Origin of the sequence: Legionella septentrionalis (assembly GCF_003989745.1) — a bacterium.
Classification (GTDB): Bacteria; Pseudomonadota; Gammaproteobacteria; order Legionellales; family Legionellaceae; genus Legionella_A; species Legionella_A septentrionalis.
The window spans coordinates 38,436-57,681 of the sequence record NZ_RZGS01000009.1; the positions used below are offsets into that span (position 1 = coordinate 38,436).

The window sequence follows — 19,246 nt, forward strand, 5'->3', positions numbered from 1 at the left end:
ATATTGCAACACGGCAAGCTATTTGATGCAGGCAGCCTGAATCAGGCGGATAAATTCGCGAATAACAATAAAAAACATGCTGTACTCGATCGCCTGGCTGCTGTGTAGCATTGATAAAAGCTGCTCCCAGCGCAAAATAATAGTCTGGTTATCACTCACCCATCTATCAATGCGTCTGTTTACATCCCATTTATCCGGTGTAGATTGCATAATTGCCACAGTCATTGCTTGCTGGGCATTGTCCAGCTCATCCCTTAGGGCAAAACGCGCAAGCGTATTCCAATGCCCTTCACGAGACTCGCTAGCAATTTGATCTCTAAACCATAACAAATTCATACGCTCGCCACTGGCAAAATAAACTTTTGCAGCTTTGATTAAATCGAAACCATTGATATGGGCTACTTCTATGATATTCAGTGCGGTATAGATAGCGCGATACGTAGCGATGCGTTCGGCAATCGCTTGCGAAAGACCTGATTTCTGAAATTTCATCGTCATGGAAGCCAAATACTGTTTCGTAAAACCTCCCATAAGTTCAGGAATGATCTTTTCAAGCCGCTTTACGGATTTGTAATACTTACCGATTAATTCCTGCAAATCCAAACTTAAACGGCGGCCCTGTAAAAACCAGCGGGTGGATAAGATGAGTAAATGGCGAATATTAGTGATGATATCAAATTGCTCCGCCAGGGATATTTTAAAATCAAGTGACTCAACCATGCGTTGCAATTCATTGGTTTCAAAAATAGCTGAAGCTGCGGTGTAGGCACGTATGATTTTATCAACTGGCGTCCCCGTTTCTTTTTGGGTTTGATAAATAAACGTCATACCAATGTTGTTGACCACTTCATTAGCAAGTTGGGTTGCTATAATGTCGCGGTGCAATTGGTGCTGTTGCATGGATTTTTTATATTTTTTACCAATTTTGGCCGGGAAAGCTGTCTGAATGATTTCTTTAAGATAAGCATCTTCGGGCAGATCGGATTTTAAAATTTCTGCCTTAAGATTAATTTTTGTATAGGCTAACAAAACAGCAAGCTCAGGACGCGTTAAACCAATGGCTTCTACCTTACGTTCAATGAGTTCTTTATCATCTGGCAAAAATTCCACCTGGCGATCTAGAATTCCCTGCGCTTCCAAATGTTTTATATAATCAGTATGTTGGACTATGTCTTTTGCAGCTGAAAATCTAGAAAAGCTTAATGCCAAGGCTTGATGGTAATTATCTTTTAAAACCAATTGCGCTATCTCGGATGTTAAAGACATGAGCAAATTATTGCGTGCAGTCCGTGATAAATTTCCCTGCTGCACTTCATGATCCAAAAGAATTTTTAAATTCACTTCATGATCGGAACAATCGACCCCAGCCGAATTATCAATAAAATCAGTATTGATTAAGCCGCCATGTAAGGCAAATTCCACACGGCCGCGTTGGGTAAACCCTAAATTTCCACCTTCGCAAACTACCCGGCAACGCAAGTCCTTGCCATTTATCCGGCACCGCTCATTACTGCGATCGCCTACCTCGGCTTGGCTCTCCTGACTGGATTTAACATACGTACCGATCCCGCCATTGAATAATAAGTCCACAGGCGACTTAAGAAGTGCGCGGATCAATTCGTCTGGAGTCAGTGTATCTTCCTCGATATAAAATCTCTGCTTCATTTCCGCAGTAACCGGGATGGATTTAAGCGTGCGTTTAAAAACGCCTCCGCCTGCAGAAATTAAACTTGGGTTGTAATCTTCCCAAGATGAAACAGGAAGAGTGAACAACCGTTGGCGCTCGGCGAATGATAGTTCGGCATCCGGATTAGGATCAATAAAAATATGGCGATGGTCAAAAGCACCAACTAGCTTAAGGTTTTTGGAATATAACAATCCATTGCCAAATACATCGCCGCTCATATCGCCAATACCGACTACGGTAATCGGTTGCTCAGCGATGTTAATATCAAGCTCACGGAAATGGCGTTTGGCCGATTCCCATGCACCCCGGGCTGTAATACCCATTTTTTTATGATCATATCCCGCAGAACCTCCTGAGGCGAATGCATCACCCAGCCAAAAGTCATATGCTTTGGAAATACTATTGGCAAGATCGGAAAAAGTGGCCGTTCCTTTATCAGCGGCGACAACCAGATAAGGGTCGGGGCTGTCATGGCACACGACATCCTTCGGGGGAACAAACGCTCCATCCTTGATGTTATCGGCAAGATCTAATAAACCACTTACAAAACCTGTGTAGCAATACGTTACCTCTTTAACCATAAAATCACGTCCAGCACCAGGAGGCACTGCTTTAAGTACAAACCCGCCTTTGGCGCCGGAAGGGACAATCACTGAGTTTTTTACGACTTGAGCCTTCATTAATCCTAGAATTTCCGTACGATAATCTTCCCGCCGATCGGACCAGCGCAAACCGCCACGAGCAATTTTCGCATTACGTAAATGAATCCCTTCAAAACGTGAAGAATAAACAAAGGTCTCAAATAGGGGAGCGGGTAAGGGCATTTCAGGGATAGTACGGGAATTTAACTTAAGAGCCAAATAATGTTTAATCTCATTATTATGAGTGCGCTGGAAATAATTAGTACGCAAAGTTGCCTTAATTAAACTTAATATACGGCGAATTATGGTGTCTTCATCCAATGCGGGAATTGACTCCAGTTTCTGCAGAATTTCTACTTCTAAAGCAGCGGATTGATTTTTTTTAAATCGCCCAGGATCGTGTAGCAACTTAAAATACTCAACCAAGTCTTTCATTAAAGATGCATTATTTATTAATGCCTTTTCAATATAAGCCTGGCTATATTGGAAGCGTATTTGATGGAGATATTTGGCATACGCACGCAAAATAATGACTTCTTGCCATGATAACGAAGCTCCGAGAATTAGTTTATTAAAGCCATCATTTTCAGCTAGATTGAAATAAACTTTAGCAAATGCATCTTCAAATAGTGCCTTTACCTTTTCAAGTTCCAGCTTCCCTTCCTTATACTCCAAATGGAAATCGTTAATCCAAACCATTTTATTTTTTTCCAATTGGATTTTATAAGGATGCTCTGCCAGGGTACGCAAATTAAAATTTTCAAGCATGGGTAAAACATCGGACAGCGGCACCGGTTTCCTCCATTGATACAAACGCAGATGCAAATCGCCCTCTTCACCCGCCTTGAAATATAAGCTAATCGCCAGAGTATGGTTTTCAGAGAGAGTTTCAAGTTTGGCAATGTCAGCTTCCGCACGGATGGCATCAAAATCATCACGATATCCTGCTGGAAATTTTTGCACGTACTTTTTACTTAATGCCAAACCTTTGCTTTTTCCCAATTGCTTGAGCAATCGTTCTTCCAACTGCTGTGTCCATGCGTTCATGTTATTGTGCTCTTGGAAATTGATTTTTATAACTAAAGTATTGGATACAGTGAAAAATAAGTAAAGGAAGGAATGATTGTATTTGAATCTAATTGTTTGTTTTTTAGGAGATTAAGCCTGGTTATCACGGCACAATAATCAGGCTTAATCATGTTTATTTTCTGACAATGATGTTGTTTTCCACAGATTTTACCCCGGCAACCTTTTTGGCTACTTCACCTGCGATATCGCTTTGGCGGATGGTTTTCACATAACCGCTTAAGTGTACGACTCCGTCTTCGCTTTCGACGTGCAAATTATAAGGAGCCAATTCGCGATTACTCACCAATGCATCCATGACCGAGGTGGTGATAGTGGCATCGTTAGGTTTAAGGGTGAATAAACTTTGATTTTGATACACTTGGCAACTTGCCAAAAAAGTACAACAAACCAAAATCAATATTCGATAACACTGCATAAGTTTCTCCTCCGATTACAGTTGATCCAACCAATCGTACATGACTGCATTCGCAAAAGAAACATTACCGACCTGACAATGCGTGCTCGCACCTTCAAAATCGTTGAATTCATAACTATCCGCTCTAACTTGCCGGCAAAATTCGGCAAATTGTTTCCTAGGCTCCTCCCCTTCTGCGGTTCCTATAAGGCCAAGACAAGGACATGTAATATTGTTGATTGCCTCCCCCACCTGGAATTCTTGCAAGTATTTAAATGTGTTTTTAAAAGAGTGTCTCCCATAACGCATCAATAACTGCTCGGTTCTTGCTTTTAATTCAACGGGAAACTCGGTATCGGAAATAAAGGGAATATCTGCCAATGTAAAGTCGTGATCATCCGGAATATCCAAAGGATTCCCAGGAACAAATGATGTAAGATAAGCATAGACGTCAAGGATGGGAGAGTTGGCGACTAGAGCTTTTATGCGTGGCTCATGAGCTGCGGCACGCGTTGCGAAATAACCGCCGATGCTAATACCTACCAAAGCCAGTTTGTTCATATTCACTTCCTGCCGGAACGCAATATGATCAATGACCTTACTGACTACCTGCTCAAAATCAGGCTGAAAAAATGTAGTTGGATATTGCCGAAATACATCCATTTGCCCCGGACCCGCAAAATGAATCACATTATAATTTCGTTCAATTGCTGCCCATCCACGCATAAAAAACTCTTCTTCCATGGTTCCATCAAAACCGCTTACCATTAAAACTGTCTTGCGCTGCACCCCATCATTGGCAGGGGAGAAAAAATAAATCGGGATGGCTATATCCTGATAAGTAATGCTGTGGGTTTCGAAGTGAATATCCAAAGTACTGATTGCGGTCCTAAAGCAATCCGCTGAATTTAAACCCAATGTACGATGTTGTTCTGACGCACAAGGCGAATAATATTCAGCAGCACGGAACGAATTACATGCTTTAAACAATTGTTCGCGGCCACTGATAATGTGATTTTTAAGCAAGCGCTCTAAACCATCGTTTTTTTGCCATTCGGCCAAACGGGTGAATTCTTGCACCCAATTCTTAGGATTGCCATCAGCAATTTTAGCAGAAAGATTGAAACACTCCCCCACAGAAGCTGCCCCATAGGAGGTTGCCCCTAGTTGCCTTAGCAGCTGAAAATCCATTTCCTCATTGGCAAAACCTCGAACACGTATATTCCCGCGGCTAATATCGTTCATAAAATTATCCTTAATGTATAACGCCATGACTTTGATTATGCCTTGAACTGCAACCTATGCAAGGGTGGATTAGGATTTTGCTTCAGGATTGAGCGCCGCTGCAAATACGTCGCTGACGTCTTTTGCCAGAATGAATTCCATTTCCTGCCGGACTTCTTCAGGTAAATCCTCCAAATCCTTAGCATTGCGTTTGGGGATAATAACTTTTTTCAAGCCTGCACGATGTGCTGCAAGTACTTTTTCTTTAATTCCCCCTACAGGCAAGACTTTGCCACGTAAAGTGATTTCACCCGTCATGCCGACTTCACTGTTAATCAAACGATTGGTCATCAGGGATGCCAATGCGGTTGCCATGGTAACTCCGGCGCTGGGGCCGTCTTTTGGCGTTGCACCCGCCGGAATGTGAATGTGGATATCATTTTTTTCAAATAATTCTTCAGCGATACCCAGCTCATGAGCTTTCGAACGCACATACGACAATGCGGCTTGTGCTGATTCCTTCATAACCTCTCCCAATTGCCCTGTAATGATAAATCGTTTGGAACCAGGCATTTTAGTGGCTTCAATAAACAAGATATCGCCCCCACCGAGAGGAGTCACAGCAAGTCCTGTAGCCACTCCAGGAAGAGTGGTTCGCTCCGCGATTTCAGAATAGTATTTTGGCTTACCTAACAATTCTTCAACTTTTTCCGGGGTGACTACGATGGGTATATCCCGATTATTTTCTGCAACCACAGTCGCAACTTTGCGACAAATGGATTCAATTTCCCGCTCTAAGTTACGCACCCCTGCTTCGCGAGTGTATTCACGTACGATTTTACGTATTGCACGGTCTTTGAATTTGATTTCTTTTGCTGTAAGGCCATTTTCTGGGATTTGTCGTGGGATGAGGTATTGTTTTGCTATGTGTACTTTTTCTTCTTCGGTATAACCCGCTAACTTGATAATTTCCATGCGATCCCGTAATGCGGGTTGAATTGGCTCCAATTGGTTTGCTGTGCAAATGAATATCACTTCGGATAAATCAAAATCAACATCCAAGTAATGATCTGCAAACGTCTTATTTTGTTCAGGATCCAGAACTTCTAATAAGGCCGAAGAAGGATCACCGCGAAAATCTGAACCTATTTTGTCTATTTCATCCAACATCATCACCGGATTACGTGAACCGGCTCTTTTAATCGATTGGATGATGCGTCCAGGCATAGCCCCTATATAAGTACGGCGATGCCCTCTAATCTCACTCTCATCGTGCACCCCACCTAGTGACATCCGGATGAATTTGCGTCCCAGAGCACGGGCAATGGATTGGCCTAGGGACGTTTTTCCCACCCCAGGCGGGCCGACAAAACAAAGTATGGAACCCTTATGGTGATGCTTTTCTTCCCGGTCGCGTTCAGAACGCAATTTTCTTACAGCAAGGTATTCAAGGAGCCTCTCCTTGATTTCTTTCATATCATAATGATCTTCATCCAGAATCTTGCGCGCGCGCGTAATATCCAGATTATCCTCAGTCCGTTTCTCCCAAGGTATTTCAATCAACCAATCAAGGTAAGTTTTAATAATGTGATACTCCGCAGAAGCTGGAGTCATCGCTTGCATACGCTGCAGCTCGCGACTGGCTTCTTTCCCAGCTTCAGACGGCATATGCGCTGTGAGAATTTTTTCCTGATACTCATTAATTTCATTTGTCTCATCATCTTCCTCGCCCAACTCTTTTTTAATCTGCTTAAGCTGCTCGCGAAGAATATAAGAGCGCTGGTTTTTTTCCATTTGCGTTTGGGTTTGGCTTTGAATTTTTTTTCCTAACTCAAGTATTTCAATTTCCTTACCGAGTAATTTGTTAAGCTCCATTAATTTGTCTTCAATGGTGTTTAATTCCAAAAGTTTTTGTGCATTGTTGAGATCCATGCGTAAATTAGTAGCAATGATGTATACTAACTGACGCGGTTCATCCACATTTAAGGCAGCCATTAAGAGCTCTTCCGGTAAATGAGGAGCCAATGCAACCATTCGCCTTAATAATTCAATGGTGTTGCGCATAAGCGCTTCGGTTTCCTTATTTTGAGCCATGCTCTCTGAAACCACCTCAACCTTTGCCTTAAGATAAGGCTCTGTGCTGGTAAATTCTTTAATTCGAATTTTCTCCAGCCCTTGTACAATCAAACGTACCGTATTGTCAGGAACATGAAATAACCGTAAAACAGTAGCCGCCGTGCCCATGGTATATATATTATTGTTATCACCCTCAGTTCTATCGTCTTTAATGGCTACCAACCCCAAAACCCGCGAAGGGCTTAAAGCCACATCATGAACCAATTGAATCAAATTGGCTTGATCAATGCTAAGTGGCATAACCATGGAGGGATATACCAAATTGCCGCGTAACACCAAAATAGGGAGTTCTACTGGAATTTCAGGACGGATATCCGAACTTTTCCCCTCATCCTTTTGAGTAAGAATTTCCATGTTTACATCCTTTTCAACTGATATATGGAGGCTTCACAAAGCTTTTGGTAAGAGCACGTATAAATACCCATTTTCATAGCGTGCGCTGATATCTGCTTCTTTATATTTACCCGGAATAAGCACTCTTACCTGAAAGGCGCCATAAGGTATTTCAAGGCAGTGATAATTTAATTTAGCCTCGCTATCCTTGCGTACTCCATTAATTGTCAATAGATGATCGATAAACGTAATATTGAAATCTTTTGCCTGCATGCCTGCTAATTCTGTTTTTATAATGATGGCGGCATCGGTTTCATAGATATCAGTGGCTGGACGCCAAGCATAGGAGCGAGACTTGTGTTCTGGATGTCCTGCATCAAGTACCTGACAAACCTGACATTCAAAATAAGCATACTTGCTGTTGTCTTTTTCATTTGAATGTCCCATTACAACTCCTGAGTAATTTTCAGCAATCCTTTCAAGAATATATAGGCCACCAAATAAATTCTTGCTAGTTTATACATTGCTGTAGCGGAAGTTTTCATTATTGAAGCAGCGCGTAATTATGGTATAACTACCGCTCCTTTTTGTTGTTAAATATTTAAGCACAATAATGGAGCAACAATGGAACTTGATTTCTATAGTAAAGCCGCCTTGCAGCGTAATTTTTGGACCCCGTATTCAGGCATAAAAGATGTGTTGGTAACCTTGGCCTCCCCTATTCTGGCTCCTGTGTATTTTGGCCTTATGGCTATTAGTTATGCATGTGCGGGCTTAGCGTTAATCATTTTAGTCATTGGACAATTAATTGACGCCCTCCGGTTTACTACCTATTCAAATAGTGAGTACCACAGGGCAAATGATAAGTTACAGGAAGGAAAAGAGATATTTATAAGCGGCATGGAAAGCATCTTTATGGCCTTTGCTTTCGTGCCATTGGCGCTGCTTGGCCCTATTTTAGGTTTAATCAGCGTTGTGTCGCGAACCATTATATCGATAGCAGATGTTGTAACTCATAAGAATGATGCAAATTTTACTCTGTCTACGTATTAAATATTTTTATCATCCTTAGCAGCTAGACCTAACCTTACTATCTCATCCTGGGATAGGCTCACTATCAGGTCAAAAACACATAGAAAAAGCACTGACAATTGATCATTTATTGAAAAAAATGTATATTAATAACACCTAAAATAGGAGTGAATTTCGAGTGAGCGTACGGGAAACATTAAATTCTTTTTTTTGGACCCCTTTTCAGGATAAGAAAGATATTTGCGTAACTTTAGCATCACCTATACTTATTCCCATTTATTCTGCAGTTACAACTATTGGCCATAGCGCTGCCGCATTAGCAGCCATACCTGTGGCATTGATGATATTGGCAGAAAGCGCGCGTGTGGCAATAAGCTCTGCTTCGGATGCAGAGATACGAGCCAAAAGCTTAGTGAACGATGCCCTACAGGAATTCCAAAGTGGTGGTACTCATTTGAAAATGGCACTTACTTCCTTAATCTCCACTGTTCTGGGTTTTTTTATAGGGGTAGTTTATATTTTGACTCGCACGCTTGCTTCTGTGAATGCAAACAAAACGCAAGCAACACCAGAAGAAAACGAGTATGAATACAATGACAGTGAAAGTGACGATGGTTTAGAACTCAACACCCCATGATTTAACTAATTCAGTAAGCAAAATTGCCCAAGCAGTTGATAAAAATCAATATTTAATTTTTGATAAATCCATTCCGTATCTCAATGAACTATTGAGATACCAGTATATTTGTAATAGAAAAGATATAATTCTTAAATCTTTTTAAATTTGTTAAATAAACTTTTAAATCCCAAGGTAACTACTAGCACCAGAATCAATTGGCAGGACCAAAACCTGCTCGGATGGCAGGTAATTTCCATACTGGTAGTGTTGCAATGAATTTTTATTCTGCCTATTTTTTTTCCAATTTGTGACCGTCTAGGTGACGCTCAATGCGTTCATTTACTTGATTTTCAATATGCTTTTCTTTTTCTGTTCTTCCGAATTTAATACGATTTTCAACGGCTTTCTTTTTTTTCTCTAAACGATTTCTAGCTTTTCGCTTTTTATTTAGATTAATTATGTCTGACATCTTTGTTTCCTCTAAAAATATTTTGTTTGGCTATTATATCGATAATATCAAGGGGTGGCGCTCAATATTCAAAGAATATAGTGATTTGAGATAGATGACGTACCTTATCTATCAGAAACAGGGTACAATGAGCTCATGGAGAAATCCTTGAATTTCCTAGATCACCAAAATGAAGAAAATCGAAAGTTTGTAATAGATAAGGTTTTTCATCCCTTAGATCCTCATTTTGATACCAATTCTCTTTCTGCATGGTTGTCTTACTATTACTCAGTGCATGTGCAGGGAGCTCCTGAAAAAACTGAGCAAGCTAAAATGGCTTCATTTTTATAATAATGAGCGCACCCATCAAGGCAAAATGTGCTGTCGACGAACTCCCATGCTCACTTTGATAGATGGAAAACAAATCTGGAAGGAAAAATTTATAAACTAAATTTGACCTGACAGACACTTCTGAAAAACCGATAACTGTCAGCTCCCGAGACTGGGCTTTTACTCGTATCTCAACAGTCCATTGAGATACGAAATCAAAATTAAAATATTGATTTTAATTATTATCAATCGCTTGGGCAATTTTTATTACTACATTAGTTAAATCAGCAGAGTATTTTTTATTGGCGCATTCTACTTTTCTAAAGAATGCATCATCGAACCATTCTACAGTATAAGTAAAACCAGCATTTGGAGTTCCCATAACCTCAACGGTTGTAGTTTTACCGTTTACATCACTACGAACGTCTTCTTGTGCAATAACAATTGCCCCATGGCTTAACTTCACATTGTTTTCACTAAAAGAGCAATTACCTACTGCATTATTTCTGAAGAATTGTATAGCGCCAACCCATCCCTGAGCTTGCAAATAGGTTAGATAAGGTGCTGCTCCAATATATGTATCAGCAACGGAAGAGGGAATTTGAGTTGGTGTATATGCCATTTTTAAATCGCTGATACTTCTCTTAAGATGAGTACTCTCAGGATCGCTATCATTGCCATGAGCCTTCAAATCACGCTTTGCAGTAATTGAAAGCGTTAAAAGCTGATTAGCTGAAGGGTTGTCTGATTTAATATAACCGAATTTTTGAATATCTTTTTTGAATTTAAGACGCTTATCCTTTTTTTCAGCATAGCTAGACATTTGCTTGTCGGGTACTATTTTTACTCCACTATCAGGTATTGGTAACCCTTGTTTCTCTAGATAAGCTTTTGACCAAGCCATGCGTTTAGCATTCAAATCATCTTCAGCTTGATCTGCAAATACCATACTGGCGCCTAAAGCCAATATTAATGACACAGTTTTCTTCATAATTTTCCCTAATACTTTAAATTAATCCCACCAACCATCATAAATACTACAATCCCCTACACTGGTCATTACATCCAAGCGTTCTTTCCCATTAGTTAGTAGAAATGGAAACCGTTGACCCACCATTTATCCCCTTGGCTGGAATAAGCTTCAGTGGCGTGATAAGCAGCAGCCCGCCAAATATATTGAGTTCCTGTATTAAGAATATGGACAGGTCTTGACCATCTATCAGGATAATGATGACTTTCAACTCTCCAATAATAAAAATGTCCTGCATGCCAAGTAACAGACTCATTAAACCAAAGCAATTTGCTCGACTATGAGCGGTTGGAGCCCAGACGCCAGCATATGATGAAAGTGAAAAGATAGCAGAGCAATCCCTGCAAAAGATTTTATATAACTCATTGTAAAACCTACTCCAATTAGTTGGACGCTCCTTGCCGTTATTATTCCCTAATCCTTGCGGAGTAAAGAGTATTCTTTCCCGCAAAATACCTATAACTCTCTCTTGGAAATCGTGATAGTGGCTATTGAGACAAACTAATCTACAAGAACGCTTGGGTATAATTTAACGAAAAAGCTTAAAGAGGAATTTTGTTAAGGGGTAATATCAGATTGAGCTTTATTATGAAGAATTTGTTTTTACTTCATTTGCACCTCTGAGTTGGCTGCCACGAACAAATGGGCTTTCGCTCTGCTCTTTACCTCGTTTAACAAAGTAAATTGCAATGTCTATTCCAGTCATGGCGCTATAAAAAATGTGCTATTCGTTGCCATACCAAACAAATTGAGCACACCCTTAGCATTTTCTGCATAATAGGGATAATGAAGAATGGTTTCTACCGATTGATGGTATTCTTTACCACGAAAAGAAAGGCCAAATGTGTGTTTTTGCCCTACCAAGTTCAAAAAAGAGTATAGTAATAAGCGATTGCTTGTTTTAGATTCTCAGCAGAGATGTCTAACCAGTGATAATTACAGTAAGGATTACCCAAAGAAAAAGACAAATTAATGTTAAGATGACCGTAATCTGATCCCACATACGAAAGTTGTGAAAACTAATTATCCCACCACGCGTATAATGTTTGAAATTAGGTTGCTTACGCATTGAAAGTCTCGTTTTTGTCTTTATAGAAAAATTGGATATGGCTTTTGACAACACACTCACTCCAATTCGGCTTGCCTCCATATTAATCGCAATACTTGTTGTAATGGCTGTTATGATCAAACAGGGATGGCTGAAAAAATACAATGGCTTGATCAAAGAGAAGAATAAGATAAATGTGAGTATTCCAAAGGTTAAAAAAAATCCTATGAAAGCCCATTTCGTTTTTTGAATAAGATATGCACCTGTTTAGAGCTTAGGGCTTATTTGGAGTTTGAAAATGATATAATTTTTAACAAATCCCAAGCCTGCCAGAGACATCAGGAATGAGGAGAAAAATACGCCCAATATCATTTTCACAACCAGTAATACATGCTCCTCTTTACATTGCTCACTGTACTTAAGTTCACGTTCTTTTTTGCGCGTTTAAGACAATCCTCTTCCCATTCGCGCTCTTTTGCTTCTGGATCATTTTAAGCTCTTCCTGACTTGCATCAGGAAACTGATTGCGCAAATCATAAAGACTGAATGGAATACATTGTCCGTAAACGCTTGTTTACTTTACTTTGACAGTATACCTGGTCCTGCACGGCCTTTTGTTACGAGCTATAAACAATGATCCTGAACATGTTTGGCTGCGCAGGTTTCTCTGTAGTAATGATTTTTATTTCTTTGAGCACACCAAGCAACGATCCCTCAACGCATTTGAAGTGCGATTAATGTGAAGTGATTTAATGGAATTGGACACACCAGTTAAGAGCTAATAAGTTAACTGGAGTAAACAAGATGATTAACGCCCTTTTACTGCCTTAGCCTGTATGCTTTTTTTCAATAACTCCATAATATCGGTGACTTTTTCCCTTGCTGGTGCAGGTTTTGCTGTTTTCACTTTTTTTCCCTTTGCTTTAGCCTCAATAAGTTTTTTAAGATCATCCATATAAGTATCTTTAAACACTTCTGGTTTAAATTCTTCTGTTAATTGCTCGATCAATTGCATCGCCATCTTTAATTCAGCAGGTTTGATGTGTTCAGCTTCGGGTAAATTTAATGATTTGGTTTCGCGAATATCATCCTTATAGCGCAGTTTGTTTAGCAATAGTGCATCATGGTAGGGCTTGATGATTACCAGGCTTTCGTGGGTACGTAATACAAATTCGCCTACACCAACTTTTTTGGTTTTTTTCAGCGCTTCACGCAGCAAAGCATAGGCTTTTATGCCGTCTTTCTGGGGTGCCAAATAGTATGGCGTTTCATAGAAAATAGAATCAATTTCTTCTTGCAACACAAATTCACTGATTTCTATAGCGTGTGTTTTTTTTACATTGGCTTCTGCAAAATCTTTTTTTTCCAGGAGTACAATGTCACCATTGCGATACTCATATCCTTTCGCAATATCTTCCCAAGGCACTTCTTTTCCATCCGTTTGGCACACGCGGGAATAGCGGATAGGACATAAATCCTGACGACGCAATAAATCCAAATTTAAAGTATGGTTTTCTACGGCGCTATAGATTTTGACGGGAATATTAACCAAGCCAAACGAAATGGATCCTGACCAAATGGCGCGCATATTAATCCTTATCCGTGTGGGGAGCTTCATTGCCAGCCGGTTTAATTTGACTATCTTTTAAATTTTGTAGCCATTGATTGCGGATTTCATCTCCCATATCCGTTTCTTTAATTACATAATGCAAGACATAAAATCCATCTTTGCCCTTGGTTATCTTTTGCAACTCGTCTTGTTTAAGATTCTCTGGAGATGCAATGCTAAATTCAAAAATCACTTGCTCAGGTGTTTTTTGATGAAAGGTAATCTTGGGGCTCAAACCTGAGTTTTGCAAATTTTCAATCACTGAATTTGCAAAATCCATAGGGGTAATCGAGTCTTGAATGCCTGGAATGAATTGGCTGGTAACTAATTCACGCCATTCCATAATTTTTCCCTCAGCCGGTATGTATTCAATCGTCACCACTGCATCAGTTTTTTTCCCCCAGGCAGCACGCCAGGTGCGCGAGTCAAACAAAATGTCTTGTTTCTCGTCGGTTAATACATCGACATCGATTGCCCCAGTGCTTAATGCTTTCGTACTGCAATATACCTGGCCCGCGTAATTATAATACTCTACACACCGAGGGTTGTTTTCTTTGGAAACTTTAATCAAATCTTTAAGGCTCACCTCAGCAAAAAGCGGGGTGGGAGCAGACACCAGCAGCAAAATTAACCATCTGAATTTATTTTTCATTTTCCATTCCCTGGAATTTTATATCCCGCTATAAATTAGTTTATACAGAATTAGCAAATTTTCACGGGCGGCTATTTTCCGCTTGATTTTTCATGTACGACAGGAAAGGGAGAACAATATATGTTGCAAGTGAAAACACATTTAATTATTGATATCCATGCGCTTGTTATCATTCGCGAAAACCCGTTTTCACCTGGGGAATGTGAACTGAATTTTAATTCTAACTTTAAAGATTTATTAAATTCTTGCTTGAACAAGATTGCATCTGCTAATACTCCTCAACCAACAGAAGATATAATTCTCCACTGTTTAGTAAGCCCAATAGAAAAAACAAATAAAAAATTTAAGAAAAAAACTTACCAGGAGGAATTTTTAGAAGTCCCCTTGCAATGGCTATATAACACCCTGGCAGAAGAGGAAATTCATTTTTCCAAGGAACCTATATCTTTATGCAAAGACCAGGCTGGACATTTTATTTACGATAAAGTGAGTATTAAAAAACAGATAGGCAGGCAATTCCCTGCTGAAAAATTTAAAAATCAATATATTTTTATTACCTTAGACAAATTTTTTTATCAATCTTTATGCGAGAAAAATGTTAAATCTTTATGTTTATATGACAGCGGTGATATTAATGCAGATGATCAAAAAATTTTTAATCAATTAAGCTTTGCCAGTAAAAAAAAATATATATCGCTGGACATCGATGATACTACTTTCCTGCGCTCCCACTCCATTTTATCGGAAGAAACAATAATTAATAAGAATATTGTGCCGCTATATGAAAAAATGGGACAAGATACTTACGCTGCTTTCCTTACTGCAAGAGGGAATCCGCAACAAATATTAAACGGATTACCTAAAAGCATCCAAGCGTTTAAAAAAGAAATCAAACAGTGCAAATTCGACAGCCAAAACTTGAAAAACCGAGTACAAAATAATGGGAAATTTTTTTCCAACGAGCTGGTCAAAACCACCACATCTGCAACGTTCTTGCAAACTACCATGCAGGCATATGAGTATAAAACTACCTACGCTTTACGCAATTTAACTCAAAAACTTGACGACATGGAGCAATGGTTAACTGAAGCTAATGCGCTGGTGCAAGCGTATAAACAGGAACAACAAAAATTTTATTCCGCCCACGCTGTCGCTGCGAAGTATAAAGAACATAATATGACCATTCATATTCGCCCTGAATGTTTTATGAGTACCGTCAACACACGCCAGCCTAAAATTACAAGACTGGCGGCGATTGCCCAGGAAATGGGTGAGGGAATTCTGATTCATCTCGATGATAATATTGAAGAACTGAATTTGATGCAAAAGGAAGTTCATTCGATTAAAGAGCAGTACAATGTCACTTTTATACCCATGCGCGTGCATTTTTGCGGTGAATTTGCAGAGCATCATAGTGAGCGCTTGCAACACTTCATCATGCAAGGCTACACCGAAAAAAATGAATATTCCTTATTAACTAAACCTATTCGCTCCGATGGATATTTTCCTTTACCAAACTCTTTGGGAGATGAAAACGACACCGAAGAAGATACGCATGCGGGTTGCTGTTTTTGTATTACTTCCTAACATAACAAAAAAATTCTGGCTGTGTGGCACCTACGGCCAGAATTTAACAATTTATCTTAATTTTACGCTCATTATTAGCGAGGCGGATTAATCGACATTTGCTGCTCTGGAGTAAGCGGTGCAACTTGTTTGCTGGTACAATACTCCAAATTAATTCGCTCTGCCGCTGTACCATTACAAACGATCATGAGTCCTTGTTTGTTAAATAAAGTCAGGGTAAAAGACGACACCAGATATTCATTGGGATCATCCATATTCATATACACTTGATAACCATCCGGATTTTTAGTTTGTTTTAAAACAGATAATACGCATTGCGCCAGTTCAGCTTTTCTTTTTCCTTGCAACTCATAACATCCATTTAAAGTTTCCAATACAAATTTAAGTTGCACAACTGGCTCTTCCGCACGTAGCGGCATCGCGAGCAGCAGACAAATGAAGGTGAGACTCAAACGTTTCATAACGCATCCTTTCGCAAATTATAATCAAAATATAGTTTAATTTTATAAAATTTGGCTAAAATTAGCCTTCTCATTACGGCCCTTGTGAATTTAAAATGTCAAACCTTCGCATAGATCGCACCCCACGCCAATTAAGCCTGTGCACTTATGGGACTGAGATACAACAACACACGCATGGGTTTGCTCAATTTGTACTGCCTGTCCAAGGGAGTCTTGAACTGGAAATGGGTGGAGCAGCAGGAAAAGTTACCACTGAAACCGCGGCACTTATTTTGCCCGACACGGTTCACAGTTTTGCCGGCAGCCCGAATAATTCATTTATAGTTTTTAATGTGCCGGAACAAGACATCTGCTTAAGTCAGGTCCCAACTTCAGGGTTCATCAATTTAAATGAAGTTACAAAAAAATTTCTGCACTTTACGCAAACATATCTGGCTTTAAATAATCCTTCTCATGCAATTTTGGATACGGACATTCTGTTACAAAATTTATTGCTGAATCTTCTGCATAGATTCCCTCGCAACGAGGATAAATTAGTCGGGCAAATTAAAAAATGGATTGATAAAAATTATGCGGCCAAAATTCAGCTAAAAGAATTGGCTAAAATTTTCCACTTAAGTCAGAGCCAGCTACAGCGCCGCTTCAAATATTTCACGGGTTTGGGGCTAGCGGAATATTGGCGTAATAGACGGATAGAACACGCAAAATTGCTTTTGGAATTTTCAAATTCAAACGTTAAAACCATTGCTTATACTGTGGGTTATGAGAATATTTCAGCATTTACCCGGCGCTTCACTGCCCTATATGGCATTCCACCTTGTACATGGCGAAAAATAAAACGCAACCATTTTTAAGCCTATAGGTTTTAGTAAGGACATTGACTCTGGTGTGCATTTAATTATATAATTGCGCCATTATTAAGCAAAATTCACAAAGCAGACCTTTCTTCCCATTAACTTTTGAGAATTTATGCTGATTTTATCCCATTGTTATTCATTTTAATTTTAATTGTCATCCGGCTTTATTTTCAGGATGCATCATCGTGCAATCCCTGGCGCTTTTTTCCTGGTTAACTCATCTTATCGGTGAAATACCTTGGGTCTAATAATGCGATAATCTAGCAGCAATTATTGCAAAATTTGGAGCAATTTAAATGAGCGCTTTTTTCCCAAAAACACTAACCATCCGGGAATTCTTATGGAGCATTATTAAACCGTATCGCTGGTGGTATATCCTGCTTTTCCAAGCGTCTTTCGTAACCGCTTTATATGTATTTGCTAATAACTATTCCTTAAAGTTACTGGTGGACGCTTTTTCCCTAGAAACCAGTGCAGGCGAAATGCATCATCTTATCTACCCGATTACGCTGTTCATTGCAGCACAGATTATATTGGATATTTCCTGGCGCCTGAGCAATATTGCAGCCTGGAAGGCGGAACCGCATATCCGCCGCAATTTATTATTAACTGCCTATGATTATGTTCAACATCATTCATATGCTTATTTCCAAAATACACAAAGTGGTTCTGTAGTTAGCAAGTTAAAAGGATTATTAGATAAATACGACAGCATTTTAAACAATATTAACCATGTAATCGGCAAAAATTTCTTTGTGGTTGTTCTATCTATTTTTGTACTTTTATTGGTGAATACTGCTGTATTTATTTTTATGCTGGGATGGTGTGCCCTGGTAGTGGCAGTCCTGTATCCAATGGGCTTAAAGCTTAATCAGTTGTCAGAAGATGCGGCGGAAAGCAAGCATACGGTCATAGGCTTATTTGCAGACAACATCACCAATATTTTCTCCTTATTTCATTTTGCAACCCGCCGTCTGGAATTGGAGCGTGCTCAACAATTTATGTCTAAAGATTATGTGCCGCGCCATGTCAACCTGCATAAATATGATTTTAAATTCAACCTGGTGGGGACTTTCCTATACTGGTTCATGATCATTGCGGTTTTTATCTTTATGGTCTATCTACGCGAACAAGGAAAAATCTCCATCGGTGATTTTGTATTTGTCATGCTGACCGCAATTGCGATTTCTTTTGACTTATGGGCACTTATCGCAGGGTTATGTGAGTTTATGAAGGAAGTTGGCGATTTTAAATCTTCTTTCTCGGTGTTAGCCACACCCCACAGTATGCTCGATCATCCCACAGCTAAACCCGCCACCCTGGTAAAAGGGGCGATTGAATTTAAAAACTTGTCATTTAAATACGATGCTGAAAACACGGTATTCGAAAATCTGAATCTAACTATCGCGGCCGGTGAAAAAATTGGCTTAATCGGTCATTCCGGTGCCGGAAAATCAACGCTGATTTCATTACTTCTTAAAAATTTCCGTCCCGCTTCAGGGGAGATTTTGCTCGATGGACAAAACATTGAAATCATTACTGCCGATTCCTTGCGCAGGCAAATTGCCTTGATACCACAAGATATCATGCTTTTTCATCGCAGCATCGGGGAAAATATTGCTTATGCCAAAGAAGATGCGTCCCAGGCAGAAGTACAAGAAGCAGCGCAACTGGCCAATATCCATGCCTTTATTATGTCGCTCCCGCAACAATACGGCACTGCAGTCGGTGAGCGTGGCGTGAAATTATCAGGAGGGCAAAGGCAGCGTATCGCCATTGCACGCGCTTTTTTGAAGAAAGCACCGATTATCGTCCTTGATGAAGCCACATCGAGTCTTGATAGCATCACGGAACAACAAATTCAGCAATCGATTGATGCCATGCTGACCCAAAATAACGCAACCGTGATTGCGATTGCCCATCGCCTATCAACTATACGCCACATGGATAGGATTATTGTTTTAGGGGACGGAAAAATTATTGAACAAGGTAGCTTTAACGAGCTTATTGATAATGCGGGTTATTTCAAAAAGCTTTGGGACAGTCAAGTGAATGGCATGGTCTTATAA

The 19,246-nt window shown here is 39.8% G+C and carries 18 protein-coding genes and 1 pseudogene; 8 read left to right on the plus strand and 11 right to left on the minus strand.

Annotated elements, in window-relative coordinates:
- Nucleotides 1–18 precede the first annotated feature (18 nt).
- The 5 genes from ELY11_RS04735 to ELY11_RS04755 all read right to left on the minus strand — a co-directional run bounded on the left by ELY11_RS04735 (nucleotide 19) and on the right by ELY11_RS04755 (nucleotide 7,951).
- The gene (locus tag ELY11_RS04735) at nucleotides 19–3,375 is read right to left on the minus strand and encodes an NAD-glutamate dehydrogenase (protein WP_127032618.1); all 3,357 of its coding nucleotides are present in this window, start codon (nucleotides 3,373–3,375) and stop codon (nucleotides 19–21) included.
- Nucleotides 3,376–3,529: 154 nt separating this feature from the next.
- Nucleotides 3,530–3,832, minus strand: a complete 303-nt coding sequence (locus tag ELY11_RS04740; RefSeq protein ID WP_126954454.1) for a BON domain-containing protein — start codon at nucleotides 3,830–3,832, stop codon at nucleotides 3,530–3,532.
- A 15-nt stretch (nucleotides 3,833–3,847) separates the two neighbouring features.
- The gene (locus ELY11_RS04745) at nucleotides 3,848–5,056 is read right to left on the minus strand and encodes an alpha/beta hydrolase family protein (RefSeq protein ID WP_127032619.1); all 1,209 of its coding nucleotides are present in this window, start codon (nucleotides 5,054–5,056) and stop codon (nucleotides 3,848–3,850) included.
- Between the two features lie 69 nt (nucleotides 5,057–5,125).
- The gene (gene lon / locus ELY11_RS04750; protein ID WP_127032620.1) at nucleotides 5,126–7,525 is read right to left on the minus strand and encodes an endopeptidase La; all 2,400 of its coding nucleotides are present in this window, start codon (nucleotides 7,523–7,525) and stop codon (nucleotides 5,126–5,128) included.
- 33 nt (nucleotides 7,526–7,558) lie between these two features.
- Entirely contained in the window at nucleotides 7,559–7,951 is a 393-nt protein-coding gene (locus ELY11_RS04755; RefSeq protein WP_127032621.1) for an Hsp20/alpha crystallin family protein, read from the minus strand.
- A gap of 177 nt (nucleotides 7,952–8,128) precedes the next feature.
- Between ELY11_RS04755 and ELY11_RS04760 the strand changes: the two genes are divergently transcribed.
- Both ELY11_RS04760 and ELY11_RS04765 read left to right on the plus strand, forming a co-directional pair.
- Nucleotides 8,129–8,557 (plus strand): hypothetical protein, encoded by a 429-nt coding sequence (locus ELY11_RS04760; protein WP_126954450.1) that lies wholly within the window; start codon nucleotides 8,129–8,131, stop codon nucleotides 8,555–8,557.
- Between the two features lie 157 nt (nucleotides 8,558–8,714).
- Entirely contained in the window at nucleotides 8,715–9,173 is a 459-nt protein-coding gene (locus ELY11_RS04765; protein WP_126954449.1) for a hypothetical protein, read from the plus strand.
- A 271-nt stretch (nucleotides 9,174–9,444) separates the two neighbouring features.
- Here ELY11_RS04765 and ELY11_RS04770 read toward each other — a convergent pair whose 3' ends face one another.
- Nucleotides 9,445–9,624, minus strand: coding sequence for a DUF4169 family protein (locus tag ELY11_RS04770; protein WP_126954448.1), 180 nt, complete (start codon nucleotides 9,622–9,624; stop codon nucleotides 9,445–9,447).
- Nucleotides 9,625–9,771: 147 nt separating this feature from the next.
- On the opposite strand from ELY11_RS04770, the gene ELY11_RS04775 reads away from it, so the two are divergent.
- Both ELY11_RS04775 and ELY11_RS04780 read left to right on the plus strand, forming a co-directional pair.
- On the plus strand, nucleotides 9,772–9,954 hold the full coding sequence (locus ELY11_RS04775) for a hypothetical protein (RefSeq protein WP_199737887.1): 183 nt from the start codon (nucleotides 9,772–9,774) through the stop codon (nucleotides 9,952–9,954).
- Nucleotides 9,908–10,054, plus strand: a pseudogene (locus ELY11_RS04780) (IS481 family transposase); the annotation flags it as partial. The gene ELY11_RS04775 and the pseudogene ELY11_RS04780, both read left to right, overlap by 47 nt.
- A gap of 114 nt (nucleotides 10,055–10,168) precedes the next feature.
- On the opposite strand, the gene ELY11_RS04785 reads toward ELY11_RS04780, so the two are convergent.
- A complete protein-coding gene (locus tag ELY11_RS04785; protein WP_127032622.1) occupies nucleotides 10,169–10,924 on the minus strand; it encodes a hypothetical protein in 756 nt (251 codons plus the stop codon).
- Between the two features lie 741 nt (nucleotides 10,925–11,665).
- Nucleotides 11,666–11,833, minus strand: coding sequence for a TraD N-terminal domain-containing protein (locus ELY11_RS12575; protein WP_325049661.1), 168 nt, complete (start codon nucleotides 11,831–11,833; stop codon nucleotides 11,666–11,668).
- A 236-nt stretch (nucleotides 11,834–12,069) separates the two neighbouring features.
- Here ELY11_RS12575 and ELY11_RS12405 point away from each other — a divergent pair, with 236 nt between their 5' ends.
- Nucleotides 12,070–12,261: a hypothetical protein gene (locus ELY11_RS12405; RefSeq protein WP_127032623.1), complete on the plus strand. Its 192-nt coding sequence runs from the start codon at nucleotides 12,070–12,072 to the stop codon at nucleotides 12,259–12,261.
- Nucleotides 12,262–12,819: 558 nt separating this feature from the next.
- Here ELY11_RS12405 and ku read toward each other — a convergent pair.
- Both ku and ELY11_RS04805 read right to left on the minus strand, forming a co-directional pair.
- Nucleotides 12,820–13,599, minus strand: a complete 780-nt coding sequence (gene ku, locus ELY11_RS04800; RefSeq protein ID WP_126954970.1) for a non-homologous end joining protein Ku — start codon at nucleotides 13,597–13,599, stop codon at nucleotides 12,820–12,822.
- Nucleotide 13,600: 1 nt separating this feature from the next.
- A complete protein-coding gene (locus tag ELY11_RS04805; protein ID WP_126954969.1) occupies nucleotides 13,601–14,272 on the minus strand; it encodes a hypothetical protein in 672 nt (223 codons plus the stop codon).
- A gap of 120 nt (nucleotides 14,273–14,392) precedes the next feature.
- On the opposite strand from ELY11_RS04805, the gene ELY11_RS04810 reads away from it, so the two are divergent.
- Nucleotides 14,393–15,859, plus strand: a complete 1,467-nt coding sequence (locus tag ELY11_RS04810; RefSeq protein ID WP_126954968.1) for a hypothetical protein — start codon at nucleotides 14,393–14,395, stop codon at nucleotides 15,857–15,859.
- A 74-nt stretch (nucleotides 15,860–15,933) separates the two neighbouring features.
- Here ELY11_RS04810 and ELY11_RS04815 read toward each other — a convergent pair whose 3' ends face one another.
- A complete protein-coding gene (locus tag ELY11_RS04815; RefSeq protein ID WP_126954967.1) occupies nucleotides 15,934–16,320 on the minus strand; it encodes a hypothetical protein in 387 nt (128 codons plus the stop codon).
- Between the two features lie 95 nt (nucleotides 16,321–16,415).
- Here ELY11_RS04815 and ELY11_RS04820 point away from each other — a divergent pair, with 95 nt between their 5' ends.
- Together ELY11_RS04820 and ELY11_RS04825 are read left to right on the plus strand one after the other, a co-directional pair.
- Nucleotides 16,416–17,174 carry a helix-turn-helix domain-containing protein gene (locus tag ELY11_RS04820; RefSeq protein WP_126954966.1) on the plus strand — a complete coding sequence of 253 codons (759 nt, stop codon included), beginning with the start codon at nucleotides 16,416–16,418 and terminating at the stop codon, nucleotides 17,172–17,174.
- A gap of 299 nt (nucleotides 17,175–17,473) precedes the next feature.
- Nucleotides 17,474–19,246, plus strand: coding sequence for an ABC transporter ATP-binding protein (locus ELY11_RS04825; protein ID WP_126954965.1), 1,773 nt, complete (start codon nucleotides 17,474–17,476; stop codon nucleotides 19,244–19,246).